General features: G+C 74.9%; 21 protein-coding genes and 1 pseudogene. 1 reads left to right on the top strand and 21 read right to left on the bottom strand.

Annotated features, from left to right (window positions below; genetic code table 11):
* Nucleotides 1-2: 2 nt before the first annotated feature.
* The 9 genes from GA0070564_RS24115 to hisD all read right to left on the bottom strand — a co-directional run bounded on the left by GA0070564_RS24115 (nucleotide 3) and on the right by hisD (nucleotide 6019).
* The gene (locus tag GA0070564_RS24115) at nucleotides 3-482 is read right to left on the bottom strand and encodes a MarR family winged helix-turn-helix transcriptional regulator (RefSeq protein ID WP_091613278.1); all 480 of its coding nucleotides are present in this window, start codon (nucleotides 480-482) and stop codon (nucleotides 3-5) included.
* A 210-nt stretch (nucleotides 483-692) separates the two neighbouring features.
* Nucleotides 693-1118, bottom strand: coding sequence for a RidA family protein (locus GA0070564_RS24110; protein WP_091613275.1), 426 nt, complete (start codon nucleotides 1116-1118; stop codon nucleotides 693-695).
* Nucleotides 1115-1843, bottom strand: a complete 729-nt coding sequence (priA, locus tag GA0070564_RS24105; protein WP_091613272.1) for a bifunctional 1-(5-phosphoribosyl)-5-((5-phosphoribosylamino)methylideneamino)imidazole-4-carboxamide isomerase/phosphoribosylanthranilate isomerase PriA — start codon at nucleotides 1841-1843, stop codon at nucleotides 1115-1117. The genes GA0070564_RS24110 and priA overlap by 4 nt, the downstream gene beginning before the upstream one ends.
* 21 nt (nucleotides 1844-1864) lie before the next feature.
* Complete coding sequence (locus tag GA0070564_RS24100; protein ID WP_091613269.1) at nucleotides 1865-2185, bottom strand: hypothetical protein; 321 nt, start codon at nucleotides 2183-2185, stop codon at nucleotides 1865-1867.
* Between the two features lie 10 nt (nucleotides 2186-2195).
* Nucleotides 2196-2849 (bottom strand): imidazole glycerol phosphate synthase subunit HisH, encoded by a 654-nt coding sequence (gene hisH / locus GA0070564_RS24095; protein WP_091613266.1) that lies wholly within the window; start codon nucleotides 2847-2849, stop codon nucleotides 2196-2198.
* On the bottom strand, nucleotides 2849-3019 hold the full coding sequence (locus GA0070564_RS29490) for a hypothetical protein (RefSeq protein WP_176730816.1): 171 nt from the start codon (nucleotides 3017-3019) through the stop codon (nucleotides 2849-2851). Before GA0070564_RS29490 ends, hisH begins: the two co-directional genes overlap by 1 nt.
* Nucleotides 3019-3630, bottom strand: a complete 612-nt coding sequence (gene hisB, locus GA0070564_RS24090; RefSeq protein WP_091613263.1) for an imidazoleglycerol-phosphate dehydratase HisB — start codon at nucleotides 3628-3630, stop codon at nucleotides 3019-3021. The genes GA0070564_RS29490 and hisB overlap by 1 nt, the downstream gene beginning before the upstream one ends.
* Entirely contained in the window at nucleotides 3630-4700 is a 1071-nt protein-coding gene (locus GA0070564_RS24085; protein WP_091613259.1) for a histidinol-phosphate transaminase, read from the bottom strand. The genes hisB and GA0070564_RS24085 overlap by 1 nt, the downstream gene beginning before the upstream one ends.
* Nucleotides 4697-6019 (bottom strand): histidinol dehydrogenase, encoded by a 1323-nt coding sequence (gene hisD / locus GA0070564_RS24080; RefSeq protein ID WP_091613256.1) that lies wholly within the window; start codon nucleotides 6017-6019, stop codon nucleotides 4697-4699. Before hisD ends, GA0070564_RS24085 begins: the two co-directional genes overlap by 4 nt.
* Nucleotides 6020-6125: 106 nt before the next feature.
* On the opposite strand from hisD, the gene GA0070564_RS24075 reads away from it, so the two are divergent.
* On the top strand, nucleotides 6126-6806 hold the full coding sequence (locus tag GA0070564_RS24075; protein ID WP_091613253.1) for an LON peptidase substrate-binding domain-containing protein: 681 nt from the start codon (nucleotides 6126-6128) through the stop codon (nucleotides 6804-6806).
* Here the strand turns inward: GA0070564_RS24075 and GA0070564_RS24070 are convergent.
* The 12 genes and pseudogenes from GA0070564_RS24070 to GA0070564_RS24015 form a co-directional block, all read right to left on the bottom strand.
* Nucleotides 6718-7584, bottom strand: a complete 867-nt coding sequence (locus tag GA0070564_RS24070; protein WP_141714854.1) for a DUF2567 domain-containing protein — start codon at nucleotides 7582-7584, stop codon at nucleotides 6718-6720. The genes GA0070564_RS24075 and GA0070564_RS24070 overlap by 89 nt on opposite strands.
* Before the next feature lie 27 nt (nucleotides 7585-7611).
* Nucleotides 7612-9375, bottom strand: a complete 1764-nt coding sequence (locus GA0070564_RS24065) for a MinD/ParA family ATP-binding protein (protein WP_425412528.1) — start codon at nucleotides 9373-9375, stop codon at nucleotides 7612-7614.
* 235 nt (nucleotides 9376-9610) lie between these two features.
* Nucleotides 9611-10372: a hypothetical protein gene (locus tag GA0070564_RS24060; RefSeq protein ID WP_091613248.1), complete on the bottom strand. Its 762-nt coding sequence runs from the start codon at nucleotides 10370-10372 to the stop codon at nucleotides 9611-9613.
* Nucleotides 10373-10390: 18 nt separating this feature from the next.
* Nucleotides 10391-11335, bottom strand: a complete 945-nt coding sequence (locus tag GA0070564_RS24055; protein WP_091613245.1) for an RluA family pseudouridine synthase — start codon at nucleotides 11333-11335, stop codon at nucleotides 10391-10393.
* Entirely contained in the window at nucleotides 11332-11964 is a 633-nt protein-coding gene (gene lspA, locus GA0070564_RS24050; protein ID WP_091613242.1) for a signal peptidase II, read from the bottom strand. The genes GA0070564_RS24055 and lspA overlap by 4 nt, the downstream gene beginning before the upstream one ends.
* A gap of 67 nt (nucleotides 11965-12031) precedes the next feature.
* Nucleotides 12032-12451: a TraR/DksA family transcriptional regulator gene (locus tag GA0070564_RS24045; protein WP_088972347.1), complete on the bottom strand. Its 420-nt coding sequence runs from the start codon at nucleotides 12449-12451 to the stop codon at nucleotides 12032-12034.
* 229 nt (nucleotides 12452-12680) lie between these two features.
* Nucleotides 12681-14183, bottom strand: coding sequence for a potassium/proton antiporter (locus GA0070564_RS24040; RefSeq protein ID WP_091613237.1), 1503 nt, complete (start codon nucleotides 14181-14183; stop codon nucleotides 12681-12683).
* 22 nt (nucleotides 14184-14205) lie between these two features.
* Nucleotides 14206-14508 carry a DUF167 domain-containing protein gene (locus GA0070564_RS24035; RefSeq protein ID WP_091613234.1) on the bottom strand — a complete coding sequence of 101 codons (303 nt, stop codon included), beginning with the start codon at nucleotides 14506-14508 and terminating at the stop codon, nucleotides 14206-14208.
* 11 nt (nucleotides 14509-14519) lie between these two features.
* A pseudogene (locus GA0070564_RS30005) lies at nucleotides 14520-14780 on the bottom strand (hypothetical protein); the annotation flags it as partial.
* 628 nt (nucleotides 14781-15408) lie between these two features.
* Nucleotides 15409-16215, bottom strand: coding sequence for a DivIVA domain-containing protein (locus tag GA0070564_RS24025; RefSeq protein ID WP_091613227.1), 807 nt, complete (start codon nucleotides 16213-16215; stop codon nucleotides 15409-15411).
* A gap of 53 nt (nucleotides 16216-16268) precedes the next feature.
* On the bottom strand, nucleotides 16269-16568 hold the full coding sequence (locus GA0070564_RS24020) for a YggT family protein (protein WP_088972352.1): 300 nt from the start codon (nucleotides 16566-16568) through the stop codon (nucleotides 16269-16271).
* Between the two features lie 31 nt (nucleotides 16569-16599).
* Nucleotides 16600-17307 carry a cell division protein SepF gene (locus GA0070564_RS24015; RefSeq protein WP_091613223.1) on the bottom strand — a complete coding sequence of 236 codons (708 nt, stop codon included), beginning with the start codon at nucleotides 17305-17307 and terminating at the stop codon, nucleotides 16600-16602.
* Between the last annotated feature and the right edge of the window lie 150 nt (nucleotides 17308-17457).

Here is a 17457-nt window from a genome sequence, read left to right as displayed (position 1 = left end):
GATCACTGCTCCTTCTGTCGGTGGATCGTGTCGGTGACCCGGGTGAGGGTGTCCCGCAGGTCGACCAGTTCGGTCTCGGTGAGGCCGGTGGCGCGGGCCACCCGCAGCGGCACGTCGCCCATCCGCTCCCGCAGGGCGCGGCCGGCGCCGGTGAGCCCGACCTCCACCCGCCGCTCGTCGCGGGCGGAGCGGGACCGGACCACCAGGCCCGCCGTCTCCAGCCGCTTGAGCAGCGGGGAGAGCGTGCCGGAGTCCAGCCGCAGGGCCGCGCCGAGCTCGGAGACGCTGGGCGGCTCGCTCCCCTGGGCCCCCGCGCTCCCCTCGGCGCGCTCGGCGCGCTCCCAGAGGGCGAGGAGGACCAGGTACTGCGGGTAGGTGAGCCCGTGCTCGTCGAGGATCGGGCGGTACACGTCGGTCAGGGCGCGCGACGCGGCGTAGAGCGCGAAGCACACCTGCCTCCGCAGCACCAGATCATCGGTCATGGGGGAAACCGTAGCCCGCAATTGGATTGCGCGCAACTCAATTGCCGGAAGGTGTGACCCGCTCCATCCCGGGTCCCGCGCCGGCTGCGCGACGAGGAGAACGAGCGCGATACCTCAGAGGTATCAACATGACTCCGAGGTATCGCGCTCGTGATGACATTCGCGCCCGCGACGCGGGCCACGCCCGGTCCGGGACCGGTCGCCGGCTGGTCAGCGGGCCGGGAGGTAGGCCTCCAGCTCCACCTCGACCAGGAGTTCCGGGTCGACCAGCCCGGCCACCACCACCATGGTCGCGGCGGGACGGACCGCACCGAAGACGGCGTTGTGCGCCCGACCCACCTCGTCGGCGTAGAGCCGGTCCGTCACGTACAACCGGGTGCGGACCACGTCGGTCGGCTCCGCGCCCACCTCGGCCAGCGCCGCCAGGCCGATCCGGATCGCCTGGGCGGTCTGCGCCGCCGCGTCACCGACGTGCACCACCTGACCGTCGACCGTCGACGTGCAACCGGCCGTCACCGCCCGGTCGCCGGCCCGGACCACCCGGGAGTAGCCGTACACGGCCTCCCACGGCCCACCCGAGCCCAGCCGGGTGACCGTGGTGGCCGACGGGTCGGGCTCGGCGACCGCCGCGCTCACCCGGCGGTCCGCAGGGTCTCCAGCGCCTCGGCCACGGTGAAGGCGCCCGCGTAGAGCGCCTTTCCGGCGATCACACCCTCCACGCCCACCGGCTCCAGGGTGGCCAGGGCGCGCAGGTCGTCCAGGGTCGACACGCCACCGGAGGCGATCACCGGCGCCTGCGTCCGGGAGCAGACCTCGCGGAGCAGGTCCAGGTTCGGCCCGCGCATCGTGCCGTCCTTGGTGATGTCGGTCACCACGTACCGGGACGCGCCGGCCGCGTCCAGCCGCGCCAGCACCTCCCACAGGTCACCGCCGTCACGGGTCCAGCCACGCGCCGAGAGGGTACGACCCCGCACGTCCAGCCCGATCGCCACCCGGTCGCCGTACTCGCCGCAGATCCGGTCGCACCACTGCGGGTCCTCCAGCGCCGCGGTGCCGATGTTCACCCGGGCCGCCCCGGTGCCCAGCGCGGCGCGCAGCGAGGCGTCGTCCCGGATGCCGCCGGAGAGCTCCACCCTGACGTCCAGCTTCCCGACCACCTCGGCCAGCAGCTCCGCGTTGGAACCCCGGCCGAACGCCGCGTCCAGGTCGACCAGGTGGATCCACTCCGCGCCGTCGCGCTGCCACGCCAGGGCGGCCTCCAACGGGTCGCCGTACGCGGTCTCGCTACCGGCGGCGCCCTGCACGAGCCGGACGGCCTGGCCGTCGGCGACGTCCACGGCGGGCAACAGGGTGAGGCTCAACGGTCCATCTCCTCGCTTCATTCAACGACGGTCCAGGGCGATCACCACGATCGCCGGCAGGACCAGCAGCAACAGCACGACCAGCGCCACCCGCAGCGCCAGGTCGTCGACCAGGGCCCAGATGGCGATCAACGCCACCGCGGTCAGCAGCCCGATCGCGGCCCGCTCGGCCCGGGTGTGCCGGGCCAGCCGACCGGACCGGCCCAGCCGGACCCGCGGGGTCAGCCGGCGCACCACCGCCCGGCGGCGCGCCCGGCGGGCCACCTGGCGACGACGTACCGCCCGGTCCCGCTCCAGCTGGGCCTCGCGCGCCTCCCGACGCCGGGCCCGTTCCTTGCTCACCGGACCGCGCTCACAGGCTGGCGAGCCAGTTGCGCAGCAGGGTGGCGCCGGTGCCGGCGGACTTCTCCGGGTGGAACTGGGCGGCCGAGAGCGACCCCCGCTCCACCGCCGCGACGAAATCGGCGCCGTGCTCGGCGGTGGTCACCCGGGCCCCCGAGGCGGCCAGAGCGGCGGTGTCGGTGACCCCGTAGGAGTGCACGAAGTAGAACCGGGCGTCGGCCGGCAGGCCGGCGAAGAGCACCGAACCCGCCGGCGCCTGCACGGTGTTCCAGCCCATGTGCGGCAGCCGCCGCGCCGGCAGCTTCGTCACCCCGCCGGGCAGCAGCCCGAGCCCCTTGGTCACCACGCCGTGCTCGTCACCGTGCTCGAAGAGCACCTGCATGCCCACGCAGATGCCGAGCACCGGCCGGCCCGCCGCCACCCGCTCGGCGATCACCGGCCCGGCGCCGAGCGCCTCGATGCCGGCCATGCAGGCCGCGAAGGCGCCCACGCCCGGCACCACCAGACCCTCGGCCTCGGCCGCGGCGGCCAGGTCGTCGGTGACGGTGACGTCCGCACCGGCGTGCTCCAGCGCCCGCTCGGCCGAGCGCAGGTTGCCCGACCCGTAGTCGAGCACCACGATCCGCCGGCCCACGCCGTCGGGCGCCGTGGTCAGCTCGCTCATCAGCCCTCCCCGGGCAGCAGCCAGAGCAGCCCGCCGGCGGTGGCCAGCACGGCGAGCAGCCCGGTGACCAGCACCGCGCCGCGCGACGCGCCCTGCCGGTAGAGCGACCAGGCCCCGCCGACCAGCAGCCCGGCCAGGATCAGCAGCAGGGTCGGCAGCACCGCACCCATCAGAGTGCCCCCTTGGTGCTGGGCACGATTCCCGCGTTGCGCGGGTCGATCGCGGTGGCCTCGCGCAACGCCCGGGAGACCGCCTTGAACTGGGCCTCCACCACGTGGTGGGCGTCCGGGTGACCGCCCGGGCGGGCCGCCCGCAGCACGTCGACGTGCAGGGTGATCCGGGCCGACTGGCCGAAGGACTCCCAGATGTGCCGGGTCATGCTGGTCGGGTAGACCGGCCCGATGTACGGCGCGAGGACGGGCTCGTCGTGCACCACGTACGGCCGGCCGGAGAGGTCGACGGCCGCCCGGACCAGCACCTCGTCCATCGGGACGGTGGCCGAGCCGTACCGCCGGATGCCGGCCTTGTCCCCCAGCGCCTGGTCGAACGCGGCGCCCAGCGCGAGCGCGGTGTCCTCCATCGTGTGGTGGGCGTCGATCTCCAGGTCACCCACCGTGCGGACGGTCAGGTCGAAGCCGCCGTGCCGGGCGATCTGGTTCAGCATGTGGTCGTAGAAGCCGACCCCGGTGCTGATCTCGGCCTGGCCGGTGCCGTCGAGGTCGATCTCGACCAGGACCTCGGTCTCCTTGGTGATCCGCTCCACCCGGGCGGTCCGGCTCATCAGATTCGCTCCATCGCTGAAAGGAAGGCGTCGGTCTCGGCGGGGGTGCCGGCGGTGACCCGCAGCCAGCCGGGAAGCCCGACGTCGCGGACCAGTACCCCCTGCTCCAGCAGGGCGCGCCAGGCGGCGGTCTGCTCGCCGTCGACCGCGAAGAGGACGAAGTTGGCGTCGCTGTCGGCGACCCGGTGGCCCCGGGCGCGCAGCTCGGCGACGATCCGGTCGCGCTGCGCCATGATCGCGGTGACCGTGCCGAGCAGGGCGTCACGGTGGGCCAGCGCCGCGCGGGCGGCGGCCTGGGTGAGGGCGGAGAGGTGGTACGGCAGCCGGACCAGCTGCACCGCCGCCACCACCGCCGGGTCGGCGGCCAGGTAGCCGAGCCGGCCACCGGCGAAGCCGAACGCCTTGCTCATCGTCCGGGTCACCACCAGCCGCGGGTGGCCGGGTAGCACCGCCAGCGCGCTGACCGTGCCGGGGCGGGCGAACTCGGCGTACGCCTCGTCGACCACCACCATGCCGGGCGCCGCGTCCAGCACGGCGGCGACCACGGCCGGGTCGAGCGCCGTGCCGGTGGGGTTGTTGGGCGAGCAGAGGAAGACCACGTCGGGGGCGTGCTCGCGGACCTGGGCGACCGCCTCGTCGGCGGTCAACCCGAAGTCGACGCCGCGCGCGGCGGGGATCCACCGGGTGCCGGTGCCGAGCGCCAGCAGCGGGTGCATCGAGTACGCGGGCACGAAGCCCAGCGCGCTGCGCCCCGGACCACCGAACGCCTGGAGCAGCTGCTGCTGGATCTCGTTGGAGCCGTTGGCCGCCCACACCTGCTCGACGGTGAGCCCGTGCCCCAGGTAGGCGGCCAGGTCGGCGCGGAGCGCCACGGCGTCCCGGTCCGGGTAGCGGTTGAGGTCGCGCAGCTCCGCCGCGAGGGCCTTGCCGATCGCGTCCACCACCGGCTCGGGCACCGGGTAGGAGTTCTCGTTGGTGTTCAGCCGTACCGGCACGTCCAGCTGCGGCGCCCCGTACGGCGACAGCCCCCGCAGGTCGTCCCGGATGGGCAGGTCGTCCAACGTCGTCACGGGGTCTCCCCCGGGAACCGGACGCTGACCGCCTGGCCGTGCGCGGGCAGGTCCTCCACGGTGGCCAGGGTCACCACGTGCCCGGCGACGTCCCGCAGCGCCTCCTGGGTGTACTCCACCAGGTGCACGCCGCGCAGGAAGGACTGCACGGACAGCCCGGAGGAGTGCCGGGCGCAGCCGCCGGTGGGCAGCACGTGGTTGGAGCCGGCGCAGTAGTCGCCCAGCGAGACCGGCGACCAGGCGCCGACGAAGATCGCCCCGGCGTTGCGGACCCGCAGCGCCCACTCGCGGGCGTCCACGGTCTGGATCTCCAGGTGCTCGGCCGCGTACGCGTCGACCACCCGCAGGCCGGCCTCGAGGTCGTCGACCAGCACGACGCCGCTCTGCTCGCCACGCAGCGCGGTGGTGATCCGCTCGGTGTGCTTGGCCGCCGGCACCTGCCGGGCCAGCTCGGCGTCGACCGCGTCGGCCAGCGCCGTCGACGGCGTGACCAGGACGCTCGCGGCGAGCGGGTCGTGCTCGGCCTGGCTGATCAGGTCGGCGGCGACGTGCGCCGGGTCGGCGGTGTCGTCGGCCAGGATGGCGATCTCGGTGGGGCCGGCCTCGGCGTCGATGCCGACCACGCCGCGCAGCAGCCGCTTGGCGGCGGTCACCCAGATGTTGCCCGGCCCGGTGATCATGTCGACCGGGTCGCAGTGCTGCTCGCCGGCCGGGTCGACGGTCGACCCGTACGCCAGCATGGCGACGGCCTGGGCGCCGCCGACGGCGTACACCTCGTCGACGCCGAGCAGCGCGCAGGCCGCGAGGACCCGCTGGTCGGGCAGGCCGCCGTTCTCCTTCTGCGGCGGGCTGACCACCACCAGCGAGCGGACCCCGGCCGCCTGGGCGGGGACCACGTTCATCACCACGGTCGACGGGTACATGGCCAGGCCGCCGGGGACGTAGAGGCCGACCCGGTCGACGGGGAGCCAGCGTTCGGTCACCGTGCCCCCGGGCACCACCGCGGTGACGTGGTCGGTGCGGCGCTGGTCGGCGTGGACCCTGCGGGCCCGGGTGATCGACTCCAGCAGCGCGGCGCGGACCTGCGGGTCCAGCGTCCCCTCGGCCTGGCGGATCGCCTCCGTCGGCACCCGCAGCACCTCCGGGGAGATCCCGTCGAAGCGCTCGCTGGCCTCCCGGATCGCCGGGTACCCATGCTCGCGGACCGCCTCCACGAGGGGGCGGATCCGTTCGACGGCCACGGAGACGTCGAGCTGGGCACGGGGCAGCAGGCGGCGCGGGTCACGGACCCCGCCGCGCAGGTCGATCCGATTCAACACCCTTGCGAGTCTAGGCGGCGGCACCGCGGGCGGCCCGCGCCGCCCGGACCACGGGACGGTGAGCCGGGACACGCCGTCCGGGACACGGCGGGCTACGCTCGGACGCGTGACTGCGCGGCTGCCGGTGTTCCCGCTCGCAACGGTGCTCTTTCCCGGCCTGGTGCTGCCGCTGCACATATTCGAGGAGCGGTACCGGGCGCTGGTGCGGCACCTGATGGCGCTCCCCGACGGCACCCCCCGGGAGTTCGGCGTGGTGGCCATCCGGGCCGGCTGGGAGGTCGCCCCGGGCGGCGGGGAGGTCACCCTGCACGAGGTGGGCTGCACCGCCGAGCTGCGTCAGGTCACCGAGCTGGCCGACGGCGGGTTCGACATCGTCACGGTCGGGCGGCGCCGGTTCCGGATCGGCGACGTCGACCGGGACTCCGCGCCGTACCTGACCGCCGCGGTGGACTGGCTGCCCGAGCCGGCCGGCCCGGACGAGGCCGCCGACCTGCTGGCCGCCCGGGTGATCTCGGTGTTCCGGCAGTACCTGGGCCTGATCCGGCCCGATCCGGAGGAGATCTCCGAGCAGCTGCCGGAGGATCCGACGGTGCTGTCGCACCTGGTCGCCGCCACCGCCGCACTGACCGTGGACGACCGGCAGCGGCTGCTGGCCGTCGACGACACCGCCGCCCGGCTCCGCGCCGAGCTGCGGCTGCTCAACCGCGAGACGGCCCTGCTGCGCCAGGTGCGGGCGGTTCCGGTGCCGCTGGCGGAGCTGGCCAGCCCGCCGCCGGCCCCGAACTGACCGGTCCCGGACCGGTTCCCGCCAGCCCCGGCCCGGACGCCTGCGCACCGAGCGGCACCGCACCGGACGGCGTCGGACCGAACGGCGGCGCGGCGAACGGCTCCGGCTCCGGACGCAACGACGGCCAGCGCGACCAGCCGGCCAGCAGGGTGTACGTGACGGCCACCCCGAAGGCGGGCAGCAGCACGTTGCCGTGCGGGTAGGGCAGCACGCCGTGGAACCAGTCGACGCCCCCGGCCCGCAGGTCGGCCGGCTTGGTGAAGGCCCGGCCCGGCGGCGCCGTCTCCAGCAGCCGCTGGTACGTCGACAGGCCGATCCGGCGCCCCACCTGCCAGGCGACCAGCGCCGCCCCCAGCGCGCCGGCCGTCCCGCCCAGCAGCGGCCCGGGTCCCCGGCGGCGGCGCAGCACGATCCAGAGCGCCACCCCGGCGAGCACCCCGAAGCCCAGCCCGAGGAGGCTGAACCAGCCGTCGGCGGCGATCGGCTGTTCCGGCTGGGGCTGGGCGTACACCGCGCCCTCGGGGGTCTTCACCACCGGGATGTCCGGCGCCAGGGCCGCCCAGAGCAGCCCCAGCGGCAGGCCCAGCACGGTCAGCGTCGCGAACGCGGCCAGCCCGCCCAGGGCCGCCCGCCGACGGGCGCCCGGCTCCGGGGCGGGTGCGGCGGGCGGTTGCCACCACCACGGCGGCGCCTCCGCCGCCCCGGTGGACGCGGCGGGCGGATCGGTGGCAGCGCGACCGGCTTCGGCCCGCTCGGCATCGGAACTGTCCGGACTCACCCGGTGATCCTCTCAGCCCGCGCGGGGTCAGCGGGCGAAGGGTTCGAGCATGACGGCGGCGGCCTCCAGCCAGGCGCGGCGGGTCTCCGGCTGGAGCTGGTGGTACTCGATCGACGAGCCGGTCTCCAGCGCCGGGTCGTACGGGACCACGGCCACGGCTCGGGTCCGGGTGGCGAAGTGCCGCTCCAGGTCGGTCTGCAACGACGACCGGCCCGGCGTGGGGCAGGAGATCAGGGTGACCGCGTTGTCGGCCAGCTCCCCCATCCCCACCTCGTGCAGCAGGTCCAGCATCCAGTCCGCGCTGAACGCGGCGTCCTCGCGCGGCACGGTGGTGACGACGAGCTGGTCGGCGGCCTGCATCACCGTCCGCCAGTTGGCGCTCTCCACGTTGTTGCCGGTGTCCACGCAGACCACGTCGTGGGTGCGGCGCAGCAGCTCCAGCACCCGCTTGACGGTGAACTGGTCCAGCCGCTGGGCGAACCGGGGGCTCTCCTCACCGGCCAGCACGTCGTACGAGCCGTCGGAGGCGTGCCGCAGGTAGTCGTCCAACTGGTCCAGCAGGGTGGCGCCCTCCAGGATCTCGATCTGGGCGAGGTCGTGGATCAGGTGCCGGATGGTGCGGGCGTGCCGGGCGCTGCCGGCGCGCAGGCCCAGCGTGCCGCGCAGCTCGTTGTCGTCCCAGGCGAGCACGCCCTTGCCGCGCACGCTGCCCACGGTGGCGGCGGCGAGCACGGTGGCGGTGGTCTTGTGCACGCCGCCCTTGGGGTTGGCGAAGGCCAGCACCCGCGGGCTGCCCAGCTCACGGCGGAGCACCCCGGCCGCCCGCTCGGACTCGCTCTCCGGGGCCGGGGCCCGCCATTCCGGCCGCTCGGTGACCACCGCGGAGGCGACCACGGCGGAGGCGACCACGGCGGAGGCGACCACGGGCGGGGCCGCCTCGACGGCGGCGGTGGCCCGGTACGCCGGCTCGACCGCCGCCACGGACCGGTGCGTGGGCTCCGGGTGCGCCGGTGTCGGCGGGTAACCCGGTTCCCTGTGCCCGGGCTCGACGTAGCCCGGGTCGAGCGGGCCCGGGCGGGCCGGCTCCGGCGGGGCGACCGCGGGGGCGAGCGACTGCCGCCGCGCCTCCGACCGGTGTTCCTCGGGCCGGTAGCCCCGCCCCTCCAGCAGCGCGTACCGGGACTCCACCGGGGGCGGCTCGTGCCGGTAGCCGTTCTCCAGCGCCGAGTACCGCGACTCGACCGCCGGCTCCTGCCACGCCGGCTCGGGCTGGTACGCCGGCTCGGGCTGATACGCCGGCTCGGGCTGGTACGCCGGCTCGGCCTGCCACGCCGGCTCGGCCCGGTACGCCGGGTCCACCCGGTACGTCCCCTCGGCCCGGTAACCGGGCTCGGCCCCGTAACCGGGTTCCCGGTAGGCCCCGTCGGGACGGCCCGGCTCCGGATACCCCGGCTCGCGGTAGGACTCCGCGCCGTAGCCCGGCTCCGCTCGGTAGCCCGGGTCGGCGCCGTAGCCCGGCCCCGCCCGGTAGCCGTCGTCGGCCCGGTAGCCGGCCAGCGGGTCGTACGCCGGCTCGGCCACCCGCCCGACCGCCGGCACCCGCCCCGAGTACCCGTTGCCGGACGCGCGTCGCGGCAGCCCCTCCCGGGCCGCCGGCGGTGGCTCCTCGGTGCGGTGGTCGGCGTCGGCCTGCTCGGCGGTACGGCCGCCGAGCCGGGCCCGGTCGAACAGCGCCCGCCACCGCGGTGCTGGTTCGACAGGCCGTGACCAGCCGGTCTCCGTGCCGTCCAAGGCTCGCCCTCCCAGCGCCATCGGTTCCCGCCTGACAGGCTACGGAGACAAACCCTATTCGGACCACACCTGTGCGCGCACATCCCCCGTCGGTCATGCTCGCCGCCGCCTGCCGGGCGTCTCCGGGCCGGAGCACGTCCGGCGAGGTCAGCGCCGTGCCGCCGGACGGCGACCGATCGGCGGCGCGGCCGGGCCCGGTGACGAATCGATCACCTCCGGTGCCGCTTCCGACGAATCACCCGCCGGCGGCCGGCTCCCGGTCGGCCGGCGGTCGGGCCAGGTCCCGCTGCTCCGGCAGCGGTGGGGTGAGCACCGCGCGGTCGAGCCGCCGCAGCTCGGGCGCCGGATCGACCGCGCGCACCCCGGGCCGGCCGGCGAGCGTGCGCAACACGGCCGGCTCGGCCCGGACCAGGGCCGCGTACACGCAGGCGCAGCCGGACCGGTACGCCGCCGCCTCGGCGGTCGCCACCCGGGCGCCGCTGTCGTACACCCGGCGCAGTTCGCCCCCGGGATCGGTGGCGTCGGTCAGCGCCGCGGAGCGGCCCCGCTGGTCGGCGGCCTCCCGGTCCTTGCGCGCGGCCACCTCGGTCATCCCGGCGCGGACGTGCTCCGGCACCAGCTGCGCCGGGATCCGGACGATCTCGGTCTGCCGCTGTGGCAGCGGCACCCGGGCGACCACCTCGGCGACGCTCACCCCGGCCAGCGTCGGCGCCAACCGTCCCGGCGGCAGGTAGCCGGCGAAGGTGACCAGCGCGTACGGCTCACCGCCGGCCGGCAGGGCCGCCAGCTCGGCCGCCGAGGCGCGCAGGTAGGCCGGGACCGAGCCGCCGGCGGCCACCCCGACCCGGGTCACCTCGCCGACAGTGGTGTCCACCGCCGCCGGCCGGTCGGCGACGCGCGCGGCGACCGCCCCGACGGCGAGCGCGCCGGCCAGCGCCGCGACGGTCAGCCGTCCCGGCCGCCACCGGGGCGTCGCCGGCTCTCCCGCTCGGCTCATCGGATGGCTCGCACCGCGTCAGTCCCGCAGGAGCTCCAGCGCCCGGGCCAGGTCCGCCGGGTACTCGCTGACGAAGGTGACCTCCTCGCCGGTACGCGGGTGGGTGAAGCTCAGCGACCGGGCGTGCAGCCACTGCCGGGACAGCTTGAGCCGGGCCGACAGGGTCGGGTCCGCGCCGTAGGTGAGGTCGCCGACGCAGGGGTGCCGCATGCTGGAGAAGTGCACCCGGATCTGGTGGGTACGCCCGGTCTCCAGCCGCACGTCCAGCAGGCTCGCCGCCGGGAACGCCTCGAGGGTGTCGTAGTGGGTGATGCTCGGCTTGCCGCCGGAGACCACCGCCCAGCGGTAGTCGTGGTGCGGGTGCCGGTCGATCGGGGCGTCGATGGTGCCCCGCGACGGGTCGGGGTGGCCCTGCACCACGGCGTGGTAGCGCTTCTCCACCTCGCGGTACTTGAAGGCCCGCTTCAACGCGGTGTACGCCTGCTCGCTCTTGGCCACCACCATGATCCCGGTGGTGCCGACGTCCAGCCGGTGCACCACGCCCTGCCGCTCGGCGGCGCCGCTGGTGGAGATCCGGTGCCCGATGCCGGCGAGGCCGCCGATCACGGTCGGACCGGTCCAGCCGGGGCTGGGGTGGGCGGCGACCCCGACCGGCTTGTCCACCACCACGATGTCGTCGTCGGCGTAGACCACGTCCAGGCCGGGGACGGCCTGCGGCACCACCGTCGGCGGCGCGGCCGGCGCGGGGAGGGTGACCTCCAGCCAGGAGCCCGCCTTGACCTTGTACGAGTTGGCCCGCGCCGCGCCGTCGACCAGCGCGTCACCGGCGTCGACCAGCGCCGCGGCCGCGGTGCGGGAGAGCCCGAAGAGCCGGGACACCGCCTGGTCGAGGCGCATCCCCTCCAGGCCGTCGGGGACCGGCAGCGAGCGGTGGTCGCCGCCCGCGGAGAAGGCGGAGGTCACGAGCGCCCCCGGGGCTCGGTGGTGGTCCCGTCGGCGGGCTGCGCCGTGGCGTCGGCGTCGGCGGTCGGCCGGTCGGCGCCGGCCCGGCCGCCGTCGCGCTGGCGTCCGGTCAGCTCCAGCAGCACCGCCAGCGTCACCCCGGAGACCAGGGCGCTGTCGGCCAGGTTGAACACCGGCCAGACCTGGCCGTACGGGTCGAAGAGGCTGACCATGTCGACCACGTGCCCGACGAAGTGACCCGGGGCGCGGAAGATCCGGTCGACGAGGTTGCCCAGCGCCCCGCCGAGCACCAGGCCGAGCGAGACCGCCCAGGGCACCGAGCGCAGCCGTACCGCCATCCAGCAGATCCAGCCGACGACGCCGAGGGTGATCAGCGGGAAGACCCAGGTGTGGTCGGAGCCGATGCTCCACGCGGCGCCGCTGTTGCGGGTCAGGCTGAAGTAGACCGCCCCACCGAGCACCCGCACCGGCGCGCGGTCGGTGAGCGCGGAGAGCGCCCACTGCTTGGTGAGCAGGTCGGCCGCGAGGACCGCGACGGCGAGGCCGACGAGCACCCCGACCGCCCTTCGGCGGCGGGTGCCGCCGCCCGGTTCGGCGGTGCCGGATCCAGCGGGTGGCGCTGCGGTCATCTGCTCCCCATCGACACTATCGACGGTGATGCCTCACCGTCGGCTCATCGCCGCCGGGGAGCGGACCTCAGCGCCGCTCCTCCAGCTGCTTGCACTTCACGCAGAGGGTCGCCGACGGGAAGGCGGCGAGCCGCTCCACCGGAATCGGGTCGCCGCACCGCTCGCACCAGCCGTAGCCACCCTCGTCGAGCCGCTCCAGGGCGCGTTCGACCTGCGTGATCCGTTCCCGGATGCTGTTGGCGAGAGAGATCTCCTGCTCCCGCTCGAACGTCTTGGTCCCGGTGTCGGCCTGGTCGTCCCCGGCCGAGTCGGTCAGCCGGTCGCGCTGCAGCTCGGTGATCTCGCTCAGCGTCTGATCGTACTCGGCGCGCAACTCGTCGCGCCGCGCCGCCAGGGCCGCCCGGATCTTCTCGGTCTCCGCCGCGCTGCGGGTGGCCTTCGCCACCGGCTTACGGCCGGCGGTCCTGGTGTCGGCTGGCTTCGCCATCGTCAGCTCCCTCGGCCACGGAAGACCCGCAGCGGTCGGCGGTCCGGACAGGGTTCGCCGGCCTGGCGTCCCCCATGTACGTACGAAACGGGCACACGGCAGCGTCGGCCGCGCACTCCGGAGGTTGGCAAGAATACGGAACGTACAGGCGTCCGACAACGTGGCGCACCGTCGCACCGTGATTCCGCCTCGATCATCCCCTAAACAGGGCAAAAGGAACGCTAGCAGATCAGTCGTCGTGATCTTCGCCGTACTCGCCAAACCACCTGGCCAGACGACCGCGCCGGCTGACCGCCCGGAGCCGGCGCTCGGCGGCGTCCCGCACCCCCGCGGTGGCCACGATCAGCAGGCTGTCGCCCACCTTCAGCCGGGTGTCCGGGCCGGGCACGAAACCGACGCCGTCGCGCAGCACCAGGGTCACCGCGGCCCCGACCGGCAGCCGCAACTCGTCCACGTGCACCCCGCCCAGCCGGGAACCCGTCGGCACCTCCAGCTGGAGCAGGTCGGCCCGCATCCGCTCCAGCGGCGCCGTCTCCACCCGGATCTCCGTCGCCTCGGCCGGCGCGGTCACCCCGAGCCGGCGGGCCGCCGACGCGAGCGTGCCCGCCTGGAGCAGCGTGAAGATCACCACCAGCACGAAGACCGCGTCGAAGAGCCGGTCCGCGCCCGGCACCCGCTCCGACAGCGGGATGGTGGCCAGCACGATCGGCACCGCCCCACGCAGCCCGGCCCAGGACAGGAACGCCTGCTCCCGCAGCCCGAACCGGAACGGCAGCGCCGAGACCAGCACCGACAGCGGCCGGGCGGCCAGCACCAGCGCCAGCCCGGTGACCACCGCCGGCCACACCGCCGCGCCCAGCCGGCTCGGCGTGGCCAGCAGGCCGAGCAGCACGAACAGGCCGATCTGGGCCAGCCACGCCAACCCGTCGGCGAAGCCCAGGATGGCCTGCCGATGCGGCAGCCGGGCGTTGCCCAGCAGCACGCCGGCGACGTAGACGGCGAGGAAACCCGAGGCGTGCAGCACCGCCCCGGCCGCGTACGCCAGCACGGTGAAGCCCACCACCGCGATCGGATAGAGCCCCGCCGACGGCAACGCCGCCCGGCGCAGGGCGAACCGGCCGGCGAGCCCGGCGAGCAGGCCGACCACCGCGCCGACGCCCAGCTCGTAGCCGAGCAGCAGTACCTCGAACCACCAGGGATGGCCGGTCGGCCCACCCCGGGACAGCAGCACCACCAGCAGCACCACCGGGGCGTCGTTCATCCCGGACTCGGCCTCCAGGGTGGCCACCAGCCGGGGCGGCAGCCGCAGCCGGCGCAGGGTGGCGAAGACCGCCGCCGCGTCGGTGGAGGAGAGCACCGCGCCGTAGAGCAGGGCCAGCCGCCAGTCCAGGCCGAGCGCGACGTGCACCACCACGCCGACCACCACGATGCTGACCAGCACGCCGAGGGTGGACAGCGTCGCCGCCAGGCCGAGCACCGGCCGCAACGTGCTCCACCGGGCGCTCAACCCACCCTCGGCGATGATCACGATCAGCGCGCAGAAACCCAGCACCCGGGTCAGCTCGGCGTCGTCGAAACGGATCCCGAGACCCGACTCCCCGATCGCCACGCCCAGCGCCAGATAGACCAGGAGGCTGGGCACGCCCAGGCGGCTGGAGAAGCGGACCGCGCCGACCGCCACCAACAGGACGGCGGCGCCGAGCAGCAGGGCCAGGTCGAGCCCGGGCGTCACGGGCCACCGACCGGCGGCGCCGTCACCCGGCCGATCCGTCGCGCAGCCGGCGCAGCGCCTCCGGCAGGCCCGGCGCGAGCCGGACACCGAAGAGCTTGTCCCGGCTGGCCGCCCCGGCCCGCAGCGACACCGCGGCCGGCCGCAGGCCGAGCGCGTCGGCCAGGGCACGGCGGGCCGCCTCGGTGGCCCGCCCGTCGACGGCCGGCGCGTTCACCACGATCACCAGGGCGGGGCCGTGTGGACCGTCGTACCGGCCGCCGACGCGGGCCCGGGCGGAGCCCGGCTTCACCCGTACGGCCACGGTGAGGGTGTCGTCCACGGTCACGGCGGGGCGGCTCAGCTCGGACCGGACCCGGCGAGCAGCACGGCGTGCGGGGTGCAGCGGGAGCACGGGGTGAAGCCCAGCTCGACCGCCTCGGCGACCGGCAGCGACTCGTCGTCCCGGCCGACCAGGTGGACACAGTCGGCGAGGTGGTAGCGGGGCCGGCCGTCCACCACCCGCACCTCGGCGTCGAGCCGGGCCACCAGGGCGGCCTGCGCGGGGGTGACCGGCTCGGCCGGCGGCTCGTCCGGCAGGAACACGGAGGTGACCACCGGTTCCGGGGTCACGAACCGCTCGTCGAGCGGGTCGAACGGCGGCCGGCCGGCGTAGGGGTTCGCCCCGGCGTACCGGTCGGCGTCGACGTCGGAACCGGGCGCGTCGTCCGGTCCGGCCGCGGCGGCGTACGGGTCTCCGGTCGTCGCGGCGTACGGATCGCCGGTCGTCGCGGCGAACGGATCACCGGCCGAGTCGTGGCCGGGTGCCGGCCGGCCCGGGAAGGGACCGGCCTCGGCGAACGGGTCGACGGTCGCCGACGGGCCGGGTGGTTGCCGCCACCCGGCGTCGTCGGTGTCGACCGTCGTGGGGATGTACTGCCCGGGGATGTCGACCGCGGGGGCGGCGAACGTCCCGCCCGGGGTGGCCCCGGTCCGGGCAGCCGCCGCGGCTCGGGCGGTGGCCGCCTGGCGGGCGCCCACCACCAACGCGATCGCGGCCAGCAGGCTGGCCGCGATCGAGGCGACCAGCAGCGGGCTGGACCCACTGGCCAGGCCGAGGACCAGCGACCCGACAGCGACGAGGATGAGCAGCACGCTTGCGACTATCACGGCTCACCCCCGCCGCCTCGGGTCGGTGTGGCTGGGCCGGCGGGCACGACGCTCGGGGCGACGGCCGCCGGCGGTTGGGTCAGCGACCCGACTCGAGGGCGCCGCCGGAGCGGCCCCCACCGTACGAGCCCGCGAGGCCGGCCGCGGCGAGGCCGTTGGTGCCGGCCCCCGCCCGGTTGCCCTCGACGCGGGTCATCTCGGCCTCCAGGCCCTGGCCCCGACCGTCGAGGTCCCGCAGCTGGCTCTCCAGGTACGCCTTGAGCCGGGTGCGGTACTCACGCTCGAACTGCTTGAGTTCCTCGATGTGCTTCTGCAGCGCGGTGCGCTTGGCGTCCAGGCCGCCCATGGCCTCCTGGTGCCGCTGGCGGGCGTCCCGCTCCAGGGCGTCCGCCTTGGCGCGGGCCTCGCGGGTGACCTCCTCGGCCTTGGAACGGGCCTCGGAGAGCAGCTGGTCGGCCTCGCGACGGGCGTCGGAGACGTGGTCGTCGGCGGTCCGCTGGGCCATCATCAGCACCCGCAGCGCCTGCTGCTCGCCGTCACCGACAGGGGCCGGGCCACCGGTCGCGCGGACCTGCTCCAGCTCGGCCTGCATCGCACGGGCCGCCTGCTCGGCGGCCGACTTGTCACGCTGGACCCGGTCGAGCTGGGCCTTCACGTCGTTGAGCTCGGCCGCGAGCCGGGCGTCGCCGCCGGGGCCGGCGGGGGCACCGCCACGGCCACCGCGCTCCACCTGGGCACGCAGCTCGTTGTTCTCCTCGATCAGACGGGCGAGCTCGCGCTCGACCTCGTCCAGGAAGGCGTCGACCTCCTCCTCGTCGTACCCCCGCTTACCGATCGGCGGTTTCTTGAAGGCGACGTTGTGGACGTCGGCCGGGGTCAGCGGCATCGAAACTCCTCGGGTCAGTTGCGGCCGCGTAGCGGGCTGTTCCAGCGGGTCGTTCACCCGAGGATCAGCCGCTTCAACACGAACTCCATCAGCACGAACAGGATAACCAGGAGCACAAGGGAGGCCAGGTCGATGCTCACGGTACCAATTCGCAGTGGAGGGATCACACGCCTCAACGCCTTGAGAGGCGGATCAGTGACGCTCCACACGGATTCCAGTCCCGCGGCCGCACCCCGTCCCGGCTGCCAGCGGCGACCGTACTGGAGCACCGCGCTCAGGACAAACCGGGCGAGCAGCAGAAGCAGAAAAACGTACAGAATCAGGTAGAGAACCTGAAGCAGGATCGACAACACGGCAGGCGACGTCCCTCGGTCGAGCGGAGGATTAGCTCAGGCTGAAAAAGCCGCCCTCAGCGATCTTGGCCTTGTCCTCCGCGGTGACCTGGACGTTGGCCGGTGAGAGCAGGAACACCCGGTTGGTCACGCGCTCGATCGTACCGCGCAGCCCGAACGCCAGCCCGGCGGCGAAGTCCACCAGCCGACGGGCGTCGGCCTCGTCCATCTCGGTGAGGTTGATGATCACCGGAACGCCGTCCCGGAAGTGCTCGCCGATCGTGCGCGCCTCGCGGTAGGTGGTCGGGTGCAGCGTGGTGATCTGGTACCGCTGCTCGTCCTCCACCGGCACGACTCGCTCCCTCGGCTGGACCTGCGGCGCGAGGGCCAGGTTGTCCCGGGTGTGGTAGGTCAGCGCCCCGGAGGTCTCGCCCGCGCCGGACCGGGTGATCGACCGGACGCTGGAGCGTTCCGTCCGTTCCGGCCGCTCCGGGCGCTCGACCTCGGCGCGCTCGCCGTCCAGGCCACGGGCCGTGGAGCGTTCGCCGAGCCGACCCCGGTCACCCACCCGGGGCCGTGGCGCCGGTGGCTCCTCGGAGTCGTCCTCCTCGTCGTCGGCGAACTCCTCGGCGTACCGGCTGCTCGACCGGTACCGCGACTCGCGGTAGCCACCCTTGTCGTAGCCGCCGTCATCGTAGGCCCGCTCGTCGTCCTCCTCGACGAGACCGAGCCAGACCCCCGCCTTGCGCAGTGCACCCATCCCGCGCCCTTCCGTCCGCCGTGCGGCACGCACCCCCGTGCCGTGTCGCTTGATCACTAGTGGACGACCATGCCCACCGGATCGGAGCGGCAATCCCCTGACGTCCGGTTCGCGTTCCGTCCGCCATTGCCCCCGACAAGGGGACGCCGT

Origin of the sequence: Micromonospora mirobrigensis (genome assembly GCF_900091555.1) — a bacterium.
In the GTDB taxonomy this organism is placed as follows: Bacteria; Actinomycetota; Actinomycetes; order Mycobacteriales; family Micromonosporaceae; genus Micromonospora; species Micromonospora mirobrigensis.
The sequence above is the reverse complement of the archived record's forward strand: the minus strand, read 5'-3'. Positions and strand labels throughout refer to the sequence as shown.

Bases quoted from the DNA above. Each gene is read 5' to 3' on its own strand.
- GA0070564_RS24115 (WP_091613278.1), bottom strand. From the start codon at position 482: ATGACCGATGATCTGGTGCTGCGGAGGCAGGTGTGCTTCGCGCTCTAC.
- hisH (WP_091613266.1), bottom strand. From the start codon at position 2,849: ATGAGCGAGCTGACCACGGCGCCCGACGGCGTGGGCCGGCGGATCGTG.
- GA0070564_RS29490 (WP_176730816.1), bottom strand. From the start codon at position 3,019: ATGGGTGCGGTGCTGCCGACCCTGCTGCTGATCCTGGCCGGGCTGCTG.
- hisB (WP_091613263.1), bottom strand. From the start codon at position 3,630: ATGAGCCGGACCGCCCGGGTGGAGCGGATCACCAAGGAGACCGAGGTC.
- GA0070564_RS24060 (WP_091613248.1), bottom strand. From the start codon at position 10,372: ATGAGCCGAGCGGGAGAGCCGGCGACGCCCCGGTGGCGGCCGGGACGG.
- lspA (WP_091613242.1), bottom strand. From the start codon at position 11,964: ATGACCGCAGCGCCACCCGCTGGATCCGGCACCGCCGAACCGGGCGGC.
- GA0070564_RS24045 (WP_088972347.1), bottom strand. From the start codon at position 12,451: ATGGCGAAGCCAGCCGACACCAGGACCGCCGGCCGTAAGCCGGTGGCG.
- GA0070564_RS24025 (WP_091613227.1), bottom strand. From the start codon at position 16,215: ATGCCGCTGACCCCGGCCGACGTCCACAACGTCGCCTTCAAGAAACCG.
- GA0070564_RS24015 (WP_091613223.1), bottom strand. From the start codon at position 17,307: ATGGGTGCACTGCGCAAGGCGGGGGTCTGGCTCGGTCTCGTCGAGGAG.